This window comes from Burkholderia sp. ABCPW 14, assembly GCF_001523835.1.
Taxonomy (GTDB): Bacteria; Pseudomonadota; Gammaproteobacteria; order Burkholderiales; family Burkholderiaceae; genus Burkholderia; species Burkholderia mayonis.
The window spans coordinates 1-17,371 of sequence record NZ_LOVS01000003.1; the positions used below are offsets into that span (position 1 = coordinate 1).

Consider the following 17,371-nt stretch of genomic DNA (forward strand, 5'->3'; position numbering starts at 1 on the left):
AGCGATCACCAGCCACCCACCAGGCCCGGTGACAACACCCCCCGGATCATGACTGCGACTGGGGGCGGGAATCATGCCGGGCCTGGCTGGCCAAAACCCCAATTATCGGGGTGTGAAGATAGTAACGGGACGGTGCGCGGCGATGACGCCGCGCACAAGCGGGCATTACGGACGGAGGCGGGTCGCGGCGGCCGGCGTCGGCGTGCGAACGTAGACGCGCAGCATTTCCTGCTCGTCGCCCGGACGCGCGCCGGACCAGAACGGCTTCCATTCGCCGCCGAGCGCGGGTGGGTTCGCGCGCGTGCCTTGCACGATGAGCCACGTGCATGCGCTCGCGTTCGGCTGCGCGACGGGCTGGTGCCGGATGCCGGAGAAGTAATAGAGCATCGGCGCTTCCGACTCGCCGAGATCGACGCTCGCCACGCAGTCGCCGTCGTTCCATTCGAGCGCGAGCTGGCGGTTCAGATCTTCGAACACCGAACGATAGCTCTTCGCGACGTCGAGCCACGGCAGCAGCAGCGTGTAGACGAGCCCCCACGCGACGAGCGCGCCCATCGCCCACGACAGCGCCCCGCGCCATTTGCCCGCGAGCCGCAGCGACGGCAGCAGGCCGACCCAGCCGATCGTGATCGCGAGCGCCGACAGCACGAGCGCGGGCTCGATCGGCATCGTCCAGTCGAGCGGCAGCCAGCGGCCGAGCCATTGCAGGCCGGCGCGCGGGCCGTTGTGATCGGACATCAGCGACCAGACGACCCACGCGAGCGCCGCGACCGCGCCGAACAGCAGCCGGCTCGCATAGTCCCACGCGGTGTGCAGCCGTTGCGGCAGGCGCGGAATCGCCTGCGCGGCGACGAGTGCGAGCGGCGCGATGAACGGCAGGACGTAAAGTTGCCGCGACGTCGCGGAAATGTGCAGCACGGCCATCCCGATTCCCGCGAACGCGAGCGGCAGCGCGACGCGCGGCGCGCGCCACTCGCGCCAGAGGCCGCGCGCGAGCGCGACGAGCGCGAGCGGGGCGACCGGGAAGCCGACCGTCAGCAGCGCGCGCCAGATGAAGAGCGGCTTGTCGTTTTCGGCGCCGAGCGTCGGCACCGAGAAGCCGAAGAAGCGGCCGACGTTGTTTTCCCAGAACCAGACGAGGAACAGCGATTCCGAGCGCAGGAACAGCGCGGTCGGCCAGATCAGCGCGAACGGCGCGCACACGAGCGCGGCGACGGCGAGCGAGCGGAAGAACGCGCGGCTGCGGCAGGCCGGATAGAGGACGAGCGTCGCGACGACGGTCGCGCCGAACACGAGCGGCACGAACAGCCCCTTCGACATCAATGCGACGCCGACGCCCAAGCCGAAGAGCGGCGCCGCGAAGCGGTTCGCGGGCGCGCGGTGCATGGCGCTGGCGCCGTTCGCGCTGCCGGCGTGCCGGATCACGAGTTCGAGCAGTCCGCAAAATCCCATCGCCGTGCCCGCCATCAACGCGACGTCGGTCATCAGATCGTGCGAATGCTTGATGACGATGAGCGAGCCCGCGTACAGCGCGACGGTGCCGATCACCGGCAGCTCGAGCCAGCGCGTCGCGCCGGTCGCGATGCGCGCGGCGCGCGCGGCGAAGCCGAACGCGAGCGCGGCGAACAGGGCGCTCGCGAGCCGTGCTGCGTCGTGTAGCGGCAGGTAGCGGGAAAAGAGCCACGCGAGGCCGGTGGCGACCCAGTCGTACAACGGCGGCTTTTCGAGAAACGGCTGCCCCGCGTTGGTCGGCACGACGAAGTCGCCGCTTTCGAGCATGTGCTGGATGATGCCGAACGTGTAGGTTTCGTCCTGTTTCCACGGATCGTGGCCGAGAACGCCCGGCAGCAGGTACGCGCACAGCACGGCTGCGGCGACGAGCCAGGCGCGCAGCCCGGCGAGCGGCGCGCGGGCAACGGACGACGCCCCGCGCGTATCGGCTGCGCGGCCGCCTGCTGCGCCCGCGGTGCTCGGTACGCGGACGGCGAGCGCGATGGCGGACGACGTCGGTGAATTGGGTTCCGATGGGCGGACGTGATGCGCCGAGCCGGGCGCAGGCGCGTGCCGGCCGCCGGGCGTTGCATTTCCCTGCATCTGGGTGATCTCTTCGTATGTGCCGGCCAAGCTGCGTGGGTTCGGCCGATTTCGTGGCCGCGAGGTGGCGGATGACGGGCGTGCGACGGCGTACGTCGCGATGGTCGTTAGTAGACCACGAGACTATTACGAACGTTTACGAAAATTGTTATGAAACGCTAAATATTGCGGAGAATTGTGAAGTTTTGTATGGCCGGCACGGCAGGCTCTCGTGCCGCAGATCGTGTCAGGCCCGCATTGTGCGGCGGCCGATGTGAGAAAACGACAGTCGGCGGCCCGAACGCGCGGGCGAGGGCACGAAATCGTTCGAAGCCCGAATGAATGAAAGTGGCCTCGCCGCTCGACGACCGGCGATCGAAGGTGCGGCGCGCGCGGGCGTCAGCGCCCGCCGCCGACGTCGAGCAGTGCGCCCGTCACGTACGACGCCGCGTCGCTCAGCAGCCAGACGATCGCTTCGGCTACCTCGTCGGCATCGCCCGCGCGGCCGAGCGGCGTTTGTGCGCCTAGCCGCTCGGCGCGGCCGGGCTGGCCGCCGCTCGCGTGGATCTCGGTCGCGACGAGGCCCGGGCGCACCGCGTTCACGCGCACGCCGTGCGGGCCGAGTTCCTTCGCGAGACCGAGCGTCAGCGTGTCGACCGCGCCCTTCGAGCCCGCATAATCGACGTATTCGTTCGGCGAGCCGAGCCGCGCGGCGATCGACGACACATTGACGATCACGCCGCCCGCGCCGCCGCGATCGGTCGACAGCCGCCGCGCAGCCTCGCGCGCGCACAGATACGCGCCGAGCACGTTGGTGTCGAACACGCGTGTCAGGCGCGCGACGTCCATGTCGGCGAGCGGCAGCGACGGCGCGACGATCCCCGCGTTGTTGACGAGCGCATCGAGTCGGCCGAACGCGCCCTGCACCGCGTCGAACATGCCGATCACGTCGGCTTCGTTCGCGACGTCGCCGCGCACGACGTACGCTTGCCCGCCCGCGGCGCGCACCGCGTCGGCGGTCGCTTCGGCGGCGTTCGCGTCGCGCGCGTAATTGACGCCGACCGACCAGCCGCGCGCAGCGACGAGCCGCGCGGTCGCGCGGCCGATGCCGCGGTTCGCGCCGGTGATGAGGACGACTTTGGGCGGCGTGTTCGTCATCGCTTGAACCTCGGCCCGGGCGAAATGCGCGTTCGGGCGGAAAACGGGAACGGCGGGAAAGCGGAGACTGCGCGGCAACTGCGCGACGCGGCCGGTCGATGCGAAAGCCGAGACCGGCGCGCGAAGCGCAGCGCGTGCATCAAGAGAGGCAGTGCGAGACAGCGCGCCGGATCGCGGCGCGCGCCCGCGATCCATCGCGCCGGCTCAAGCTTCCTGTTCGGACGGGAACGTCCATTTGTCGCGCGCGGGCGGACGATACTGGACGAGCTGATCGATGAGCGCGCCGGGGGCCGCGTCGATGCACAGCGCATCGAAGTACGTGCGGTGCATGAAGCCTTCGTCGACCGTGTGCTTGAGGAGCGTGATGAGCGGCTCATAGAACGCGTCGACATTGTAGAGCGCGACGGGCTTGCGATGATAGCCGAGCTGCGCCCACGTGTAGACCTCGAAAAACTCTTCGAGCGTGCCCGCGCCGCCCGGCATCGCGACGAACGCGTCGGCGAGCTCGGCCATCATCTTCTTCCGATGATGCATGTCGGGCACGACGTGCAGTTCGGTCAAGCCGGTGTGGCCGACTTCCTTGTCGACGAGCAGCTCGGTGATGACGCCGATCGCGTGCCCGCCCGCGGCGAGCACTTCGTCGGCGATCACGCCCATCAGGCCGACGCGCCCGCCGCCGTAGACGAGCGTGAGGCCGGATTGCGCGAGCGCGCGGCCGAATGCGCGCGCGGCTTCCGTGTAGACGGGCTTGACGCCGTGCGCCGAACCGCAATAGACGCAGACGGCCTTCATTGCTTCGAATCCTTGCGCGGCGAACCGTCGCGCGGCGGCAGGAAGTCGTGGAACTCGCGCTTCGGCAGCTTGCCGGACACGAGATCGTCGAAGATCTGCCGCGAGCGGCCGCGCAGATACGGCGCGATCACCGAGATCACGTGCATGCTGACCTGGTGCAGCTCTTCGCGGATCGCGTCCTGGTCGTTGTACTTGCGCGGGTGCATCACGTATTGATACGACAGCCAGTAGGTGGCGATCACGGCCATGTTGGTCGCGATCACCTCGATCTCGGCAGGCGTCGCGACGAGCTCGCCGTCGGCCGCGAGCAGCTCGCACATCTCGCGCGCGAAGCGCACCTTGTGGCTGATGATCTGCTTGAAGTGCGTCTCGAGCGTGCGGTTGCGCGCGAGCAGATCGTTCAGGTCGCGATAGAGGAAACGGTAGGTCCACATGAAGTCGGCCATGTACTGCAGGTACGACCACGTTTCGTCGATCGTCGGCCGATGATCTTCGGGAAAACGCAGGCGCCGTTCGATCTGCTGTTCGAACTGCGCGAAGATGCTGTTGATGATGTCGTCTTTGTTGCGGAAATGGTAGTACAGGTTGCCTGGGCTGATTTCCATTTCCTCGGCGATCGTCGTTGTCGTGACGTTCGGCTCGCCGATCTCGTTGAAGAGTTTCAACGACAACTCAAGAATCCGTTCGCGCGTGCGGCGGGGAGGTTTCGCTTCCATGTCGTCCGGCCCTGTGTTTGCCGGACTGGCGGGCGCTGCCAATGTTGCTGCGTGAATCGTAGCCCGGCTCGGGTTGCTGTTTTGAAGGCTGTCGGCCGATTATAAACCGCTACCTTGCGCGTCCGGCGTATTTCGTCATCGGGGCATACCCGGCGGTGCTGCGTCGCACACAAGAAGCGCGTCGCGGCGGGGGGCGGCCGGACGTCGGCTGTCGCGATGCGCCTAGCCGGCGAGCCGGTGCCAGACGAGCGGGCCGAGTATGAGGCCCCAGGTCGTCAGGCACGCGCAGAGCGCGACCGTGACGGCCGCGCTGCCGAGATCCTTCGCGCGCTTCGACAACTCGTGGCGTTCGAGCGAGATCCGGTCGATCGCCGTCTCGACGCTCGAGTTCAGCAGCTCGACGATCAGCACGAGGAGCACGGTGCCGATGAGGAGCGCGCGCGACGCCGGCTCGACGGGCACGAACGCCGCGATCGGCAGCATGATCGCCGCGAGCGTGAGCTCCTGGCGGAACGCGCTTTCTTCGCGGATCGCGACGCGAAAGCCGTTGTACGAGTTCTTGAGCGCATGCCACGCGCGCATCAGGCCGCGATTGCCCTTGTACGGATTGTGCGGCAGCGCGAGCGGATCGTCCGGGCCGAGCGGCTCGTGCGGCTCGGCGGGCGTTTCAGACGAAGGGAGCGGAACGTGGACAGGGTGCGCGGCGGCCGCACGTGCGGCCGGCCTCCGCGGCGAATGGGTCGGGGGCGCTTTCGCGCGCATGGCTGGTTTCAAACGGCTGCGCCTTCGGTGCGTGGGCAGGCGGTTTTCGGCAGCGGCTTCAGGTGCGATGCGAACTGCTCGGACGCCGCGATCCACGAGTAGCGCTCGGCCCAGGCGCGCGCATGCCGCCGGTCGATCTTCAGCGCCTCGAGGCACGCTTCGCGCAGGTCGTCGTTCATCGCACCCGCGCCGCCGTCGGCGAGCACGTCGACGGGCCCCGTGACCGGGTACGCGGCGACGGGCGTGCCGCACGCGAGCGCCTCGAGCAGGACGAGCCCGAAGGTGTCGGTGCGGCTCGGGAACACGAACACGTCGGCGGCGGCGTATACCTTGGCGAGCTCCGCCTGAGTCAGCACGCCGAGGTAATTGGCCTCAGGATAGCGCGATTTGAGCTCGGCGAGCGCGGGCCCTTCGCCCGCGACCCACTTCGAGCCGGGCAGGTCGAGCTTCAGGAACGCCTCGACGTTCTTCTCGATCGCGACGCGGCCGACATACAGGAAGATCGGCCGCACGGTGTTGAGCACCTTCGACTCCATCGGCCGGAAGATGTCGAGATCGACGCCGCGCGTCCACAGCACGACGTTGTCGAAGCCGTATTGCTCGAGGTCGCTCTTGACGACGGGCGTCGGCGCCATCACCGCGAGCGACGCGCCGTGGAACCAGCGCAGGAAACGGTAGGTCGCGGAAAGCGGAACGCCGAAGCGCGCCTGCACGTACTCCGGAAAGCGCGTGTGATACGCGGTCGTGAACGGCAGCCGGCGCGCGCGGGCGTAGCGGCGCGCGGCGAGGCCGAGCGGGCCTTCCGTCGCGATGTGCAGCGCGTCCGGCGCGAACGCGTTCAGGCGTTCGCGCAGCCGCCGGTACGGCAGGATCGACAGGCGGATTTCGGGATAGGTCGGGCACGGGACCGTGCGGAACTCGAGCGGCGTGACGAGCTCGACGCGGTGGCCGAGCGCGATGAGCTCGCGCGCGGTGCTCTTCAGCGTGCGCACGACGCCGTTGACTTGCGGCTCCCACGCATCGGTGACGATCATGATTTTCATCGCAGGCAGTCCTTTCGGGGGTCAGGCGGTGGCGGCTTTCGTCTTGCGCGATTGCGCGGCGGGCGGCGTGTGCAGCACGGTCCAGTAGACGACCCTCAGTTCGCCCTCCATCGTCTCGACGAGCGCGGACAGGCTCTCGACCCAGTCGCCGTCGTTGCAATAGAGCACGCCGTCGATGTCGCGGATCTCGGCCTTGTGGATGTGGCCGCAGACGACGCCGTCGCAGCCGCGGCGACGCGCTTCGTCGGTCATCACCGCTTCGAACGACGAAATGAAGTTCACGGCGTTCTTCACCTGGTGCTTCAGGTATTGCGACAGCGACCAGTACTGGAAGCCGAAGCGGCTGCGGATCCGGTTGAACCAGCGGTTCAGCACGAGGATCAGCGTGTACAGCGTGTCGCCGAGATAGGCGAGCCACTTCGCGTGCTGGATCACGCCGTCGAACAGGTCGCCATGGACGACCCACAAACGTTTGCCCGACAGCGTCGTATGGAACGCCTCGCCGCGCACGTGGATCTCGCCGAACGCGAGATCGCAGAACTGGCGCGCGGCTTCGTCGTGATTGCCGGGGATGTACACGACCTGCGTGCCTTTGCGCGCTTTGCGCAGGATTTTCTGGACGACATCGTTGTGCGCTTGCGGCCAGTACCAGCCCTTTCTGAGCTGCCAGCCGTCGATGATGTCGCCGACGAGGTACAGGTATTCCGATTCGTTGTGCTTGAGGAAGTCGAGCAGGTATCCCGCCTGGCAGCCGCTCGTGCCGAGGTGGATGTCCGACAGCCAGATCGTCCGGTAGCGGTGCGAGGCGGGCTCGTGGTCGTCGTGCCGCGTGGCGCTCGCGGCGGGAGGACGGGCCGGCGCGAGTATTTCGCTCGCTGCGGAGCCGGACAGGAAGGCGCTGGCGGCGTGCAGGCCAGCAGGATCACGAAAGAAGGAGGTCGCGGACTTTTTTTGGCCCATGCATGACTCGCGCCGATTGAGGTTATCGGCATTGCGCCACGCGGGCGTGACTATGCCATGACAGTCACGAGACGTTCTTATTACGGGGAATCAGCCGTGGCGGGGCGCGGCGACGATGCGGGTGCCGGCGAGGCGATCGTGCGGGAACTGGCGCGTCGGGTGCAGTCGCGCGGCGAGCGCCCACAGCGCGAACCAGACGGCCGCGGCCGCGAGCGTGCGCGGCACGGAGAAGCCCGCGAGCGGGTGCAGTGCGAGGGGCGGCAGGAACCACAGCCAGCCGAGCGCGTAGCGGACGATCGCCCGGCTGACCGACAGCGGCGCGCCGCGCGCGGTCTCGATCCGCAGCCGCCAGGTCTTCATCGGCAGCGTCTGGCCGCCGTGCGTCCAGAACCAGACGAAATAAACGCCGACGACGGCCGCGATCCACGCGGCGAGCAGATTGTGATGGTCGAGGCCGTTGCGTTGCTGGAGCGTCACGCTGAACGCGAGGCCGGCGAAGAACACGACGCCGAACAGCAGCAGGCTTTCGTAGACGAGGGCGGCGAGCCGGCGGCGCACGCTCGGCGGCGGCTCGGACGGAATCGCGGGCGCCGTCACGGCCGCTTACGAACCGTTGAAGAGCGACGGCGCCTCGGACGGCGAGACGGGCGTGGGCACGGCCGGCGTGACGGCGCCCGTCGTCGTCGATGCCGGAGCGGGCGCCGCGGCGGGCGCGCTGGCGGCGGGCGGCGCGATGCTCGCGGCGGCCGCGCTCGCCGGATGACGGTCGTGCGCGTTGACGAGCCGGTTGACGTCGCGGTCGGTCTTGCCGGTGGGCGGCGCGCTGACGACGGTCGGCCGGCGCCGGTGCTCGGCCGCCGCGAGCTTCTCCTTTTGCTCGGGCGACAGCTGTTGGTAAGCTTTCCAGGCCTTCTCGCGAGCCTGCGCGGACAGATCCTTCGACACCACGTAGTTCTCGCGCGCGACGCGGCGCTGCTCGGGCGTCATGCGGACCCACTCGGTCATCCGTTCCTGCAGGCGCTTTTGCACTTCAGGCGACATCTTCGGGAAGCGCGCCGCGATCTTCAGCCATTTGCGCTTGCGCTCGTCGCTGAACGAATCCCATTGGTTCGCGAACGGCGCGAGCGCGACGCGCTGCGGCGGCGTGAGGCGCGCCCAGGACAGCGGGCTCGACGGCGGCAGCACCGGGAGGTCGGTCGTGAGGGCGATCGCGGCCGGCGCGATCGCCGGTGCGCTCGCCGCCGCCACCGCGGCCGGTTGTGGGTGAAAGCGCGGGTAGGTGGCGGCGTACGCGACGATGAGCGCGATCACGCAACCGAAAAAGACAGCCAATCCCCGTTTTTGACTCACCCGTGCGTTCCTCTTCTTGATGCGTTGGCGTTAGTGAGTGTGCGACAGATACGCGTTGAACCCGTGGTCGAGATACGCGGTGAGAGGCAGGTTGTCGCTCAGCATTGCCGCGTCGATGTCCGCGAGCTCGGCCGTGCGCTGCAAGTCTTCCCAGTACGCGATGCCGACGAGCCCCGCGAGCAGCAGCGCGAGCGGCCACGCGCGGATCAGCCGGCGCACGAGCGACTTGCGGCGCGGTTCGGCAGACGGGCGCAGCTCGAGCGTGCCGGCGTTGCCGGCGAGCGCCGGCACGAGCACGATCGCGGCGTCGGGCTTCTTGCGGGCGAGCGCGGCGCGACGCGCGGCGGCGAGCCGCTCCGTCGTCGCGGCGGGCAGCGCGGTCGCGCGCTCGTCGAGCGCGCGACGCACCTTGAAGGCGAAATCGGTTTCTTCTTTCGTTGCGGGAGCGGAGCTCATAGCGTGATTCCTTTGGCCTTGAGCGCGGCCGCCAGTGCGTGAGTGGCTCGGGAGCAGTGCGTCTTGACGCTGCCTTCTGAGCACCCCATGGCGGCGGCTGTCTCGGCGACATCCATATCCTCCCAATAACGCATCAGGAAGGCTTCCCGTTGACGCGCAGGAAGCTTCTGGATTTCATCGTCGATGAGGGCGAGCACCTGCTCGCGCTCGAGCCGCGTCTCGCTGCTCTCGACACCGTCGCCGTCCGCCGATTCGAGCGTCTCCAGCGGGTCGAAATCTTCGTCGTCGGTGTTGCTCAGCGACGAGAACAGGCTGACCCAGGTGTTGCGCACCTTTTGTCTGCGGAAATAGTCGTGGATCGCGTTCTGAAGGATCCGCTGAAAAAGCAGCGGCAGCTCGGCGGCCGGGCGGTCGCCGTATTTCTCCGCGAGCCGGATCATCGCATCCTGCACGATGTCGAGCGACGCGTCGTCGTCGCGCACCGCGTAAGCAGCCTGCTTGAACGCGCGCCTTTCGACGCCCGCCAGAAAGTCCGCGAGTTCCTTGTCTGATGCCATTCCGTGAAGGTCTGCGCTGCGTTCTTGCGGCGTGAAAAGATCGGAAAAAATTCGTAAAACCCGCGGATGCTAACAAATTTCGCCGTCGACGGCATCCTGACCGGGCTGTCAGGCCGCCGAAACGGGCGTGCGCGGCGGTTTGCCGCCGGCCTCGGCGGGGCGTTCGCGTTCGCGTCGCCGGGAGGATTGATGCGCCGCGGGATTTTCCGCTTGACCGCCTGTCGGGGACCCGCTATCGTTGCCAGTTCGCAACATAAGTGATGGTCACATTTGAGGCTGGCCCATGAAGCCCGCCTTTCAACTGGACGCGCCGCTTGAACCTGAGCCACAAGCCCAGCAGAGAGCACCCGATCAATTTTTTGCCGAAAATTCGAAAGGTCATCGATGAACATGCCCAGCGCGGAATTCTCCACGTCGGAATCCCTTTCCCCTCAGAAAACCGGCTCCATCGGCGCCACCGTGCTCATGAAGGCACTGGCCGACGAGAACGTCGAATTCATCTGGGGCTACCCTGGCGGCTCGGTCCTCTACATCTACGACGAGCTGTACAAGCAAGACAAAATTCAACACGTGCTCGTGCGTCACGAGCAGGCAGCCGTGCATGCCGCGGACGCGTACTCGCGCTCGACGGGCAAGGTCGGCGTGTGTCTCGTCACGTCGGGCCCGGGCGTCACGAATGCGGTGACGGGCATCGCCACCGCATACATGGATTCGATCCCGCTCGTCGTGATCAGCGGCCAGGTGCCGACCGCGGCGATCGGCCAGGACGCGTTCCAGGAGTGCGACACCGTCGGCATCACGCGTCCGTGCGTGAAGCACAACTTCCTCGTGAAGGACGTGCGCGAGCTCGCGGAAACCGTCAAGAAGGCGTTCTACATCGCGCGCACCGGCCGGCCCGGTCCCGTCCTGATCGACATCCCGAAGGACGTGTCGAAGACGCCGTGCGAGTACGAGCCCGTCAAGGGCGTGTCGCTGCGCTCGTACAACCCGGTCACCAAGGGCCACTCGGGGCAGATCCGCAAGGCGGTCGCGCTGCTCCTGTCCGCGAAGCGGCCGTACATCTACACGGGCGGCGGCATCATCCTCGCCGACGCGTCGCGCGAGCTGAACCAGTTCGCCGACCTGCTCGGCTATCCCGTCACGAACACGCTGATGGGCCTGGGCGGCTACCGCGCGTCAGACAAGAAGTTCCTCGGCATGCTCGGCATGCACGGCACGTACGAAGCCAACATGGCGATGCAGCACTGCGACGTGCTGATCGCGATCGGCGCGCGCTTCGACGACCGCGTGATCGGCGATCCGGCCCACTTCGCGTCGCGTCCCCGCAAGATCATCCATATCGACATCGATCCGTCATCGATCAGCAAGCGCGTGAAGGTCGACATTCCGATCGTCGGCGACGTGAAGGAAGTGCTGAAGGATCTGATCGAGCAACTGCAGACGGCCGAGCATGGCCCGGACACCGAAGCGCTCGCGCAATGGTGGAAGGACATCGAAAGCTGGCGCGCGAAGGACTGCCTGAAATACGACCGCGAAAGCGAGATCATCAAGCCGCAGTACGTGGTCGAGAAGGCGTGGGAACTGACGGACGGCAACGCGTTCGTCTGCTCGGACGTCGGCCAGCACCAGATGTGGGCCGCGCAGTTCTACCGCTTCAACAAGCCGCGCCGCTGGATCAATTCGGGCGGCCTCGGCACGATGGGCTTCGGCCTGCCGGCGGCGATGGGCGTCAAGATGGCGCATCCCGACGACGACGTGCTCTGCATCACGGGCGAAGGCTCGATCCAGATGTGCATCCAGGAGCTGTCGACCTGCAAGCAGTACGACACCCCGGTGAAGATCATTTCGCTGAACAACCGCTACCTCGGCATGGTCCGTCAGTGGCAGCAGATCGAATACAGCAAGCGCTATTCGCATTCGTACATGGATGCGCTGCCGGATTTCGTGAAGCTCGCCGAGGCGTACGGCCACGTCGGCATGCGCATCGAAAAATCCGCGGACGTCGAGCCGGCGCTGAAGGAAGCGCTGCGCCTGAAGGACTGCACCGTGTTTCTCGACTTCCAGACCGACCCGACCGAGAACGTCTGGCCGATGGTCCAGGCCGGCAAGGGCATCACCGAGATGCTGCTCGGATCGGAAGATCTGTAAAGGCGCGATGCGCGCCCGAGCCCGCGGGCGGCCGCCTTCACGAAGGGCGGTGCGACACGCGGCGGTGCGCTGCGGCACGCAATCGACACGGGATAATTCTGGAAGAAGCGAACATGAGACACATCATTTCCGTCCTGCTGGAAAACGAACCGGGCGCGTTGTCGCGCGTCGTCGGTCTGTTCTCGGCACGCGGCTACAACATCGAAACCTTGACGGTGGCGCCGACCGAAGACCAGTCGCTGTCGCGCATGACCATCGTTTCCATCGGCTCCGACGACGTGATCGAACAGATCACGAAGCATCTGAACCGCCTGATCGAGGTGGTGAAAGTGGTGGACCTGACCGACGGTGCACACATCGAGCGGGAGCTGATGCTCATCAAGGTGAGGGCAGTGGGCAAGGAGCGCGAAGAAATGAAGCGGATGGCGGACATTTTCCGCGGCCGTATCATCGACGTGACCGAGAAGACCTACACGATCGAATTGACGGGTGCGAGCGACAAGCTCGACGCATTCATTCAGGCGCTGGACGCGGGCTCGATTCTCGAGACCGTGCGCACCGGCAGCTCGGGCATCGGTCGAGGCGAGCGCATTCTGAAGGTCTGACGCCGCCGCGCCGAACGAGCCGGGTGCGCCGTCAGGGCCCGGTCTCACTAACGAATTTCACTGAATCAGCGAAGGAACAATCATGAAAGTTTTCTACGACAAGGACGCCGACCTCTCCCTCATCAAGGGCAAACAAGTCACGATCATCGGTTACGGCTCGCAAGGCCATGCGCACGCGCTGAACCTGAAGGACAGCGGCGTGAACGTGACGGTCGGCCTGCGCAAGGGGGGCGCGTCGTGGAGCAAGGCCGAGAACGCCGGTCTCGCGGTCAAGGAAGTGGCCGAAGCCGTCAAGGGCGCGGACGTCGTGATGATGCTGTTGCCCGACGAGCAGATCGCCGCCGTCTACGCGCAGGAAGTGCACGCGAACATCAAGCAGGGCGCGACGCTCGCGTTCGCGCACGGCTTCAACGTCCATTACGGCCAGGTGATCCCGCGTGCGGATCTGGACGTCATCATGATCGCGCCGAAGGCGCCGGGCCACACGGTGCGCGGCACGTACGCGCAGGGCGGCGGCGTGCCGCACCTGATCGCGGTCGCGCAGGACAAGTCGGGCGCGGCGCGCGACATCGCGCTGTCGTACGCGGCGGCGAACGGCGGCGGCCGTGCCGGCATCATCGAGACGAACTTCCGTGAAGAGACGGAAACCGACCTGTTCGGCGAGCAGGCCGTGCTGTGCGGCGGCACCGTCGAGCTGATCAAGGCCGGTTTCGAGACGCTGGTCGAAGCGGGCTACGCGCCGGAAATGGCGTATTTCGAGTGCCTGCACGAGCTGAAGCTGATCGTCGACCTGATCTACGAAGGCGGCATCGCGAACATGAACTACTCGATCTCGAACAACGCCGAGTATGGCGAGTACGTGACGGGCCCGCGCGTCGTCACCGAAGAGACGAAGAAGGCGATGAAGCAGTGCCTGAAGGACATCCAGACGGGCGAATACGCGAAGAGCTTCATTCTCGAGAACAAGGCGGGCGCGCCGACGCTGCAATCGCGCCGCCGCCTGACGGCCGAGCACCAGATCGAGCAGGTCGGTGCGAAGCTGCGCGCGATGATGCCGTGGATCGCGAAGAACAAGCTCGTCGACCAGTCGAAGAACTAAGCTGCGCGTCCTATCCGGCCCTCGAATCGAGGGTCGGCATCAAAAAGCCGCCCGAAGGCACCGGAGCCGAGGGCGGCTTTTGCTATCCTACGGGCTTTGCAATTCAACGAAGAACGAACCATGAACTATCCTCATCCGATCATCGCGCGCGAAGGCTGGCCGTTTATCGCGATCGCAGCCGTCGTCGCGCTGTTGATCCATGCCATCGGCGGGTTCGGCCTCGCATGGCCGTTCTGGCTGCTGCTCGTCTTCGTGGTCCAGTTCTTCCGCGATCCGCCGCGCGCGATCCCGACGCAGGCGAACGCGGTGCTGTGCCCGGCCGACGGCCGCATCGTCGCGGTGGAAATGGCGCACGATCCGTATGCGAATCGCGAAGCGCTGAAGATCAGCGTGTTCATGAACGTGTTTAATGTCCACTCGCAGCGCTCGCCCGTCGACGGCGCGGTGCAGAAGGTCGAGTATTTCCCGGGCGCGTTCCTGAACGCCGCGCTCGACAAGGCGTCGGCCGAGAACGAGCGCAACGCGGTCGTGATCCAGACGGCGGCCAGCCAGACCGTGACGGCCGTGCAGATCGCGGGCCTCGTCGCCCGCCGGATCCTCTGCTACGTGCGCGCGGGCGAACCCGTGTCGCGCGGCCAGCGCTACGGTTTCATCCGCTTCGGCTCGCGCGTCGACGTGTATTTGCCGAAGGGCAGCCGCGCCCGCGTGTCGATCGGCGAGAAGGTGTCCGCATCGTCGACGATCCTCGCCGAACTGCCCGAACAACAGTAATCGGGAAAACGTATCGATGGCCGCATTCAAACCGCGCCGGCCGCGCAACGGCAATGCTCCGTGGCCGCGGTCGTTTCGTCACAACAAATCGGTCGCGCAGGACGTCGCGCCCGTCGAGAGCCGGCGCGCCGCGCGCCAGCGGTTCCTGAGGACGCGCGGCATCTACCTGCTGCCGAACGCGTTCACGACGGCCGCGCTCTTCTGCGGCTTCTTCGCGGTCGTGCAGGCGATGAACGTGCGTTTCGAGACCGCCGCGATCGCGATCTTCGCCGCGATGGTGCTCGACGGGATGGATGGACGCGTCGCGCGGATGACGCACACGCAAAGCGCGTTCGGCGAGCAGTTCGACAGCCTGTCGGACATGGTGTCGTTCGGCGTCGCGCCCGCGCTCGTGATGTACGAGTGGGTGCTGAAGGACCTGGGCCGCTGGGGCTGGCTCGCCGCGTTCGTCTATTGCTCGGGCGCCGCGCTGCGTCTCGCGCGCTTCAACACGAACATCGGCGTTGTCGACAAGCGCTTCTTCCAGGGCCTGCCGAGCCCGGCCGCCGCGGCGCTGATCGCGGGCTTCGTATGGCTCGCGACCGACAACCGCGTGCCGGTGAAGCTCGGCTGGCTGCCGTGGGTCGCGTTCGCGTTCACGGTCTATGCGGGCGTGACGATGGTGTCGAACGCGCCGTTCTACAGCGGCAAGGCGCTCGATGTCCGGCATCGGGTGCCGTTCGCGGCGATCCTGCTCGTCGTCGTCGCGTTCGTGCTCGTGTCGTCCGATCCGCCGCTGATGCTGTTTGGCCTCTTCGTGCTGTACGGGCTGTCCGGCTACGTGTTCTGGGCCTATATGGCCGTGCGCGGCCGGGCCAATCCGGCGCGCTCGTCGCAGCGGGAGCACTGACGGGCGCTTCCTGGCCTGGCGCGACGTCGAATCGAGTCCGGCTCGCGCCGGGCGCACCGAAGACGGCGGCCCGTGTGGCCGCCGTTTTTCTTGCCCGAATGCTGCGCGGCGCGGCGCTCGGGCCCCGAGAAAGCTGCCGATTGCGCGCGGCCGGGAATGCCGCTATATTCGTCGGCATGACCGCATTTTCCCGCCTCTCCCTTCTTCTAGCCGGTGCGCCGCTACGCGCGCTAGCGCTAGCGCGCCTGCCGCGCTGATCGTTTTCGCCCTCCGTCGAGCTTCGTCTGTTGTCTAGCGTCGCCTGCGGTGGCGCGAGCTTCATCTCGTGTGTTTCCCCATTCGATACCTGGAGTCCCCATGACAGACAAGCTGATCATTTTCGACACGACGTTGCGCGACGGCGAACAATCGCCCGGTGCGTCGATGACGAAGGAAGAGAAAATCCGCATCGCGAAGCAGCTCGAGCGCATGAAGGTCGACGTGATCGAAGCCGGCTTCGCGGCCAGCTCGAACGGCGACTTCGACGCGATCCACACGATCGCGTCGCAAGTGAAGGACAGCACGATCTGCTCGCTCGCCCGCGCGAACGACAAGGACATCCAGCGCGCGGCCGATGCGCTGAAGCCCGCGAACAGCTTTCGGATCCATACGTTCATCGCAACGTCGCCGCTGCACATGGAAAAGAAGTTGCGGATGACGCCGGATCAGGTGTTCGAGCAGGCGCGCCTCGCGGTGCGCTTCGCGCGCAAATTCACCGACAACATCGAATTCTCGCCGGAAGACGGCAGCCGCTCGGACATGGACTTCCTGTGCCGCGTGCTGGAAGCCGTGATCGCCGAGGGCGCGACGACGATCAACATCGCGGACACGGTCGGCTACGGCGTGCCGGAGCTGTACGGCCACCTCGTGAAGACGTTGCGCGAGCGCATCCCGAACTCGGACAAGGCGGTCTTCTCGGTGCATTGCCACAACGATCTGGGGATGGCGGTCGCGAACTCGCTCGCGGGCGTGAAGATCGGCGGCGCGCGCCAGGTCGAATGCACGATCAACGGCCTCGGCGAGCGCGCGGGCAACACGTCGCTCGAAGAGATCGTGATGGCGGTGAAGACCCGCAAGGACTACTTCGACCTTGATCTCGGCATCGACACGACGCAGATCGTGCCGGCATCGAAGCTCGTGTCGCAGATCACCGGCTTCGTCGTGCAGCCGAACAAGGCGGTCGTCGGCGCGAACGCGTTCGCGCACGCGTCGGGCATCCACCAGGACGGCGTATTGAAGGCGCGCGATACGTACGAGATCATGCGTGCGGAAGACGTGGGCTGGACCGCGAACAAGATCGTGCTCGGCAAGCTGTCGGGCCGCAATGCGTTCAAGCAGCGCCTGCAGGAGCTCGGCGTCGCGCTCGACAGCGAAGCCGAGCTGAACGCCGCGTTCGCGCGCTTCAAGGATCTCGCCGACCGCAAGGCCGAGATCTTCGACGAAGACATCATCGCGATCGTTACGGAAGAGGAATCGGCGCTCGCGCACGAGCACGAGCACTACAAGTTCGTGTCGCTGTCGCAGCGCTCGGAGACGGGCGAGCGGCCGCAGGCGAAGGTCGTGTTCGCGGTCGACGGCGGCGAGGTGGCGGGCGAGGCGAGCGGCAACGGCCCCGTCGACGCCACGTTCAATGCGATCGAGACCGAAGTGGGCAGCGGCGCCGAGTTACTGCTGTATTCGGTCAACGCGATCACGACGGGTACGCAGGCGCAGGGCGAAGTGACGGTGCGTCTGGCGAGGAGCGGACGGATCGTCAACGGCGTCGGCACCGATCCGGACATCGTCGCCGCATCGGCGAAGGCGTACATCGCCGCGCTGAACAAGCTGTACTCGAACGCCGACAAACTGAATCCGCAGCGCGCGTAACACGCGCCATGCGTGCGCGGCGGCATCGCCGCCGCGCACCGAATGAACGACGCCCCGCGGGCCGATGGCCTCGCGGGGCGTCGTTTT

At 66.7% G+C, this 17,371-nt stretch carries 17 protein-coding genes; 6 read left to right on the top strand and 11 right to left on the bottom strand.

Going from position 1 to position 17,371, the window contains the following annotated elements:
- Nucleotides 1-165: 165 nt before the first annotated feature.
- From WS62_RS00215 to WS62_RS00265, 11 genes are all read right to left on the bottom strand, one after another.
- Nucleotides 166-2,094: an ArnT family glycosyltransferase gene (locus WS62_RS00215; RefSeq protein WP_066566317.1), complete on the bottom strand. Its 1,929-nt coding sequence runs from the start codon at nucleotides 2,092-2,094 to the stop codon at nucleotides 166-168.
- Between the two features lie 378 nt (nucleotides 2,095-2,472).
- Nucleotides 2,473-3,231 carry an SDR family oxidoreductase gene (locus tag WS62_RS00220; protein WP_066566319.1) on the bottom strand — a complete coding sequence of 253 codons (759 nt, stop codon included), beginning with the start codon at nucleotides 3,229-3,231 and terminating at the stop codon, nucleotides 2,473-2,475.
- 204 nt (nucleotides 3,232-3,435) lie between these two features.
- Complete coding sequence (locus WS62_RS00225) at nucleotides 3,436-4,023, bottom strand: TIGR00730 family Rossman fold protein (RefSeq protein ID WP_066566179.1); 588 nt, start codon at nucleotides 4,021-4,023, stop codon at nucleotides 3,436-3,438.
- Nucleotides 4,020-4,739 carry a TetR/AcrR family transcriptional regulator gene (locus WS62_RS00230; protein WP_066566182.1) on the bottom strand — a complete coding sequence of 240 codons (720 nt, stop codon included), beginning with the start codon at nucleotides 4,737-4,739 and terminating at the stop codon, nucleotides 4,020-4,022. Before WS62_RS00230 ends, WS62_RS00225 begins: the two co-directional genes overlap by 4 nt.
- A 222-nt stretch (nucleotides 4,740-4,961) precedes the next feature.
- Nucleotides 4,962-5,501 (bottom strand): diacylglycerol kinase, encoded by a 540-nt coding sequence (locus WS62_RS00235; RefSeq protein WP_066566184.1) that lies wholly within the window; start codon nucleotides 5,499-5,501, stop codon nucleotides 4,962-4,964.
- Between the two features lie 8 nt (nucleotides 5,502-5,509).
- A complete protein-coding gene (locus tag WS62_RS00240) occupies nucleotides 5,510-6,544 on the bottom strand; it encodes a glycosyltransferase family 4 protein (RefSeq protein ID WP_066566186.1) in 1,035 nt (344 codons plus the stop codon).
- A 21-nt stretch (nucleotides 6,545-6,565) separates the two neighbouring features.
- A complete protein-coding gene (locus WS62_RS00245; protein WP_066566189.1) occupies nucleotides 6,566-7,504 on the bottom strand; it encodes a UDP-2,3-diacylglucosamine diphosphatase in 939 nt (312 codons plus the stop codon).
- A 90-nt stretch (nucleotides 7,505-7,594) separates the two neighbouring features.
- On the bottom strand, nucleotides 7,595-8,101 hold the full coding sequence (locus WS62_RS00250) for an RDD family protein (RefSeq protein ID WP_066566191.1): 507 nt from the start codon (nucleotides 8,099-8,101) through the stop codon (nucleotides 7,595-7,597).
- 6 nt (nucleotides 8,102-8,107) lie between these two features.
- Entirely contained in the window at nucleotides 8,108-8,854 is a 747-nt protein-coding gene (locus WS62_RS00255) for a DUF3106 domain-containing protein (RefSeq protein WP_066566194.1), read from the bottom strand.
- 30 nt (nucleotides 8,855-8,884) lie between these two features.
- Nucleotides 8,885-9,310 carry a DUF3619 family protein gene (locus WS62_RS00260; protein ID WP_066566196.1) on the bottom strand — a complete coding sequence of 142 codons (426 nt, stop codon included), beginning with the start codon at nucleotides 9,308-9,310 and terminating at the stop codon, nucleotides 8,885-8,887.
- Nucleotides 9,307-9,867, bottom strand: a complete 561-nt coding sequence (locus tag WS62_RS00265; protein ID WP_066566199.1) for an RNA polymerase sigma factor — start codon at nucleotides 9,865-9,867, stop codon at nucleotides 9,307-9,309. The genes WS62_RS00260 and WS62_RS00265 overlap by 4 nt, the downstream gene beginning before the upstream one ends.
- A 384-nt stretch (nucleotides 9,868-10,251) precedes the next feature.
- Between WS62_RS00265 and WS62_RS00270 the strand changes: the two genes are divergently transcribed.
- The 6 genes from WS62_RS00270 (at nucleotide 10,252) to WS62_RS00295 (ending at nucleotide 17,284) form a co-directional block, all read left to right on the top strand.
- Nucleotides 10,252-12,015 carry an acetolactate synthase 3 catalytic subunit gene (locus WS62_RS00270; protein WP_066566202.1) on the top strand — a complete coding sequence of 588 codons (1,764 nt, stop codon included), beginning with the start codon at nucleotides 10,252-10,254 and terminating at the stop codon, nucleotides 12,013-12,015.
- 113 nt (nucleotides 12,016-12,128) lie between these two features.
- A complete protein-coding gene (gene ilvN, locus WS62_RS00275; RefSeq protein ID WP_066566205.1) occupies nucleotides 12,129-12,620 on the top strand; it encodes an acetolactate synthase small subunit in 492 nt (163 codons plus the stop codon).
- Between the two features lie 82 nt (nucleotides 12,621-12,702).
- A complete protein-coding gene (gene ilvC, locus WS62_RS00280; protein WP_010102500.1) occupies nucleotides 12,703-13,719 on the top strand; it encodes a ketol-acid reductoisomerase in 1,017 nt (338 codons plus the stop codon).
- 120 nt (nucleotides 13,720-13,839) lie between these two features.
- Complete coding sequence (locus WS62_RS00285; RefSeq protein ID WP_066566208.1) at nucleotides 13,840-14,490, top strand: phosphatidylserine decarboxylase; 651 nt, start codon at nucleotides 13,840-13,842, stop codon at nucleotides 14,488-14,490.
- Between the two features lie 16 nt (nucleotides 14,491-14,506).
- Nucleotides 14,507-15,379: a CDP-diacylglycerol--serine O-phosphatidyltransferase gene (gene pssA / locus WS62_RS00290; protein ID WP_066484425.1), complete on the top strand. Its 873-nt coding sequence runs from the start codon at nucleotides 14,507-14,509 to the stop codon at nucleotides 15,377-15,379.
- Nucleotides 15,380-15,736: 357 nt separating this feature from the next.
- Complete coding sequence (locus WS62_RS00295) at nucleotides 15,737-17,284, top strand: 2-isopropylmalate synthase (protein WP_066566212.1); 1,548 nt, start codon at nucleotides 15,737-15,739, stop codon at nucleotides 17,282-17,284.
- Nucleotides 17,285-17,371: the final 87 nt, after the last annotated feature.

Bases quoted from the DNA above. Each gene is read 5' to 3' on its own strand.
- WS62_RS00215 (WP_066566317.1), bottom strand. From the start codon at position 2,094: ATGCAGGGAAATGCAACGCCCGGCGGCCGGCACGCGCCTGCGCCCGGC.
- WS62_RS00220 (WP_066566319.1), bottom strand. From the start codon at position 3,231: ATGACGAACACGCCGCCCAAAGTCGTCCTCATCACCGGCGCGAACCGC.
- WS62_RS00225 (WP_066566179.1), bottom strand. From the start codon at position 4,023: ATGAAGGCCGTCTGCGTCTATTGCGGTTCGGCGCACGGCGTCAAGCCC.
- WS62_RS00230 (WP_066566182.1), bottom strand. From the start codon at position 4,739: ATGGAAGCGAAACCTCCCCGCCGCACGCGCGAACGGATTCTTGAGTTG.
- WS62_RS00235 (WP_066566184.1), bottom strand. From the start codon at position 5,501: ATGCGCGCGAAAGCGCCCCCGACCCATTCGCCGCGGAGGCCGGCCGCA.
- WS62_RS00240 (WP_066566186.1), bottom strand. From the start codon at position 6,544: ATGAAAATCATGATCGTCACCGATGCGTGGGAGCCGCAAGTCAACGGC.
- WS62_RS00245 (WP_066566189.1), bottom strand. From the start codon at position 7,504: ATGGGCCAAAAAAAGTCCGCGACCTCCTTCTTTCGTGATCCTGCTGGC.
- WS62_RS00260 (WP_066566196.1), bottom strand. From the start codon at position 9,310: ATGAGCTCCGCTCCCGCAACGAAAGAAGAAACCGATTTCGCCTTCAAG.
- WS62_RS00265 (WP_066566199.1), bottom strand. From the start codon at position 9,867: ATGGCATCAGACAAGGAACTCGCGGACTTTCTGGCGGGCGTCGAAAGG.
- WS62_RS00270 (WP_066566202.1), top strand. From the start codon at position 10,252: ATGAACATGCCCAGCGCGGAATTCTCCACGTCGGAATCCCTTTCCCCT.
- ilvN (WP_066566205.1), top strand. From the start codon at position 12,129: ATGAGACACATCATTTCCGTCCTGCTGGAAAACGAACCGGGCGCGTTG.
- ilvC (WP_010102500.1), top strand. From the start codon at position 12,703: ATGAAAGTTTTCTACGACAAGGACGCCGACCTCTCCCTCATCAAGGGC.
- WS62_RS00285 (WP_066566208.1), top strand. From the start codon at position 13,840: ATGAACTATCCTCATCCGATCATCGCGCGCGAAGGCTGGCCGTTTATC.
- pssA (WP_066484425.1), top strand. From the start codon at position 14,507: ATGGCCGCATTCAAACCGCGCCGGCCGCGCAACGGCAATGCTCCGTGG.
- WS62_RS00295 (WP_066566212.1), top strand. From the start codon at position 15,737: ATGACAGACAAGCTGATCATTTTCGACACGACGTTGCGCGACGGCGAA.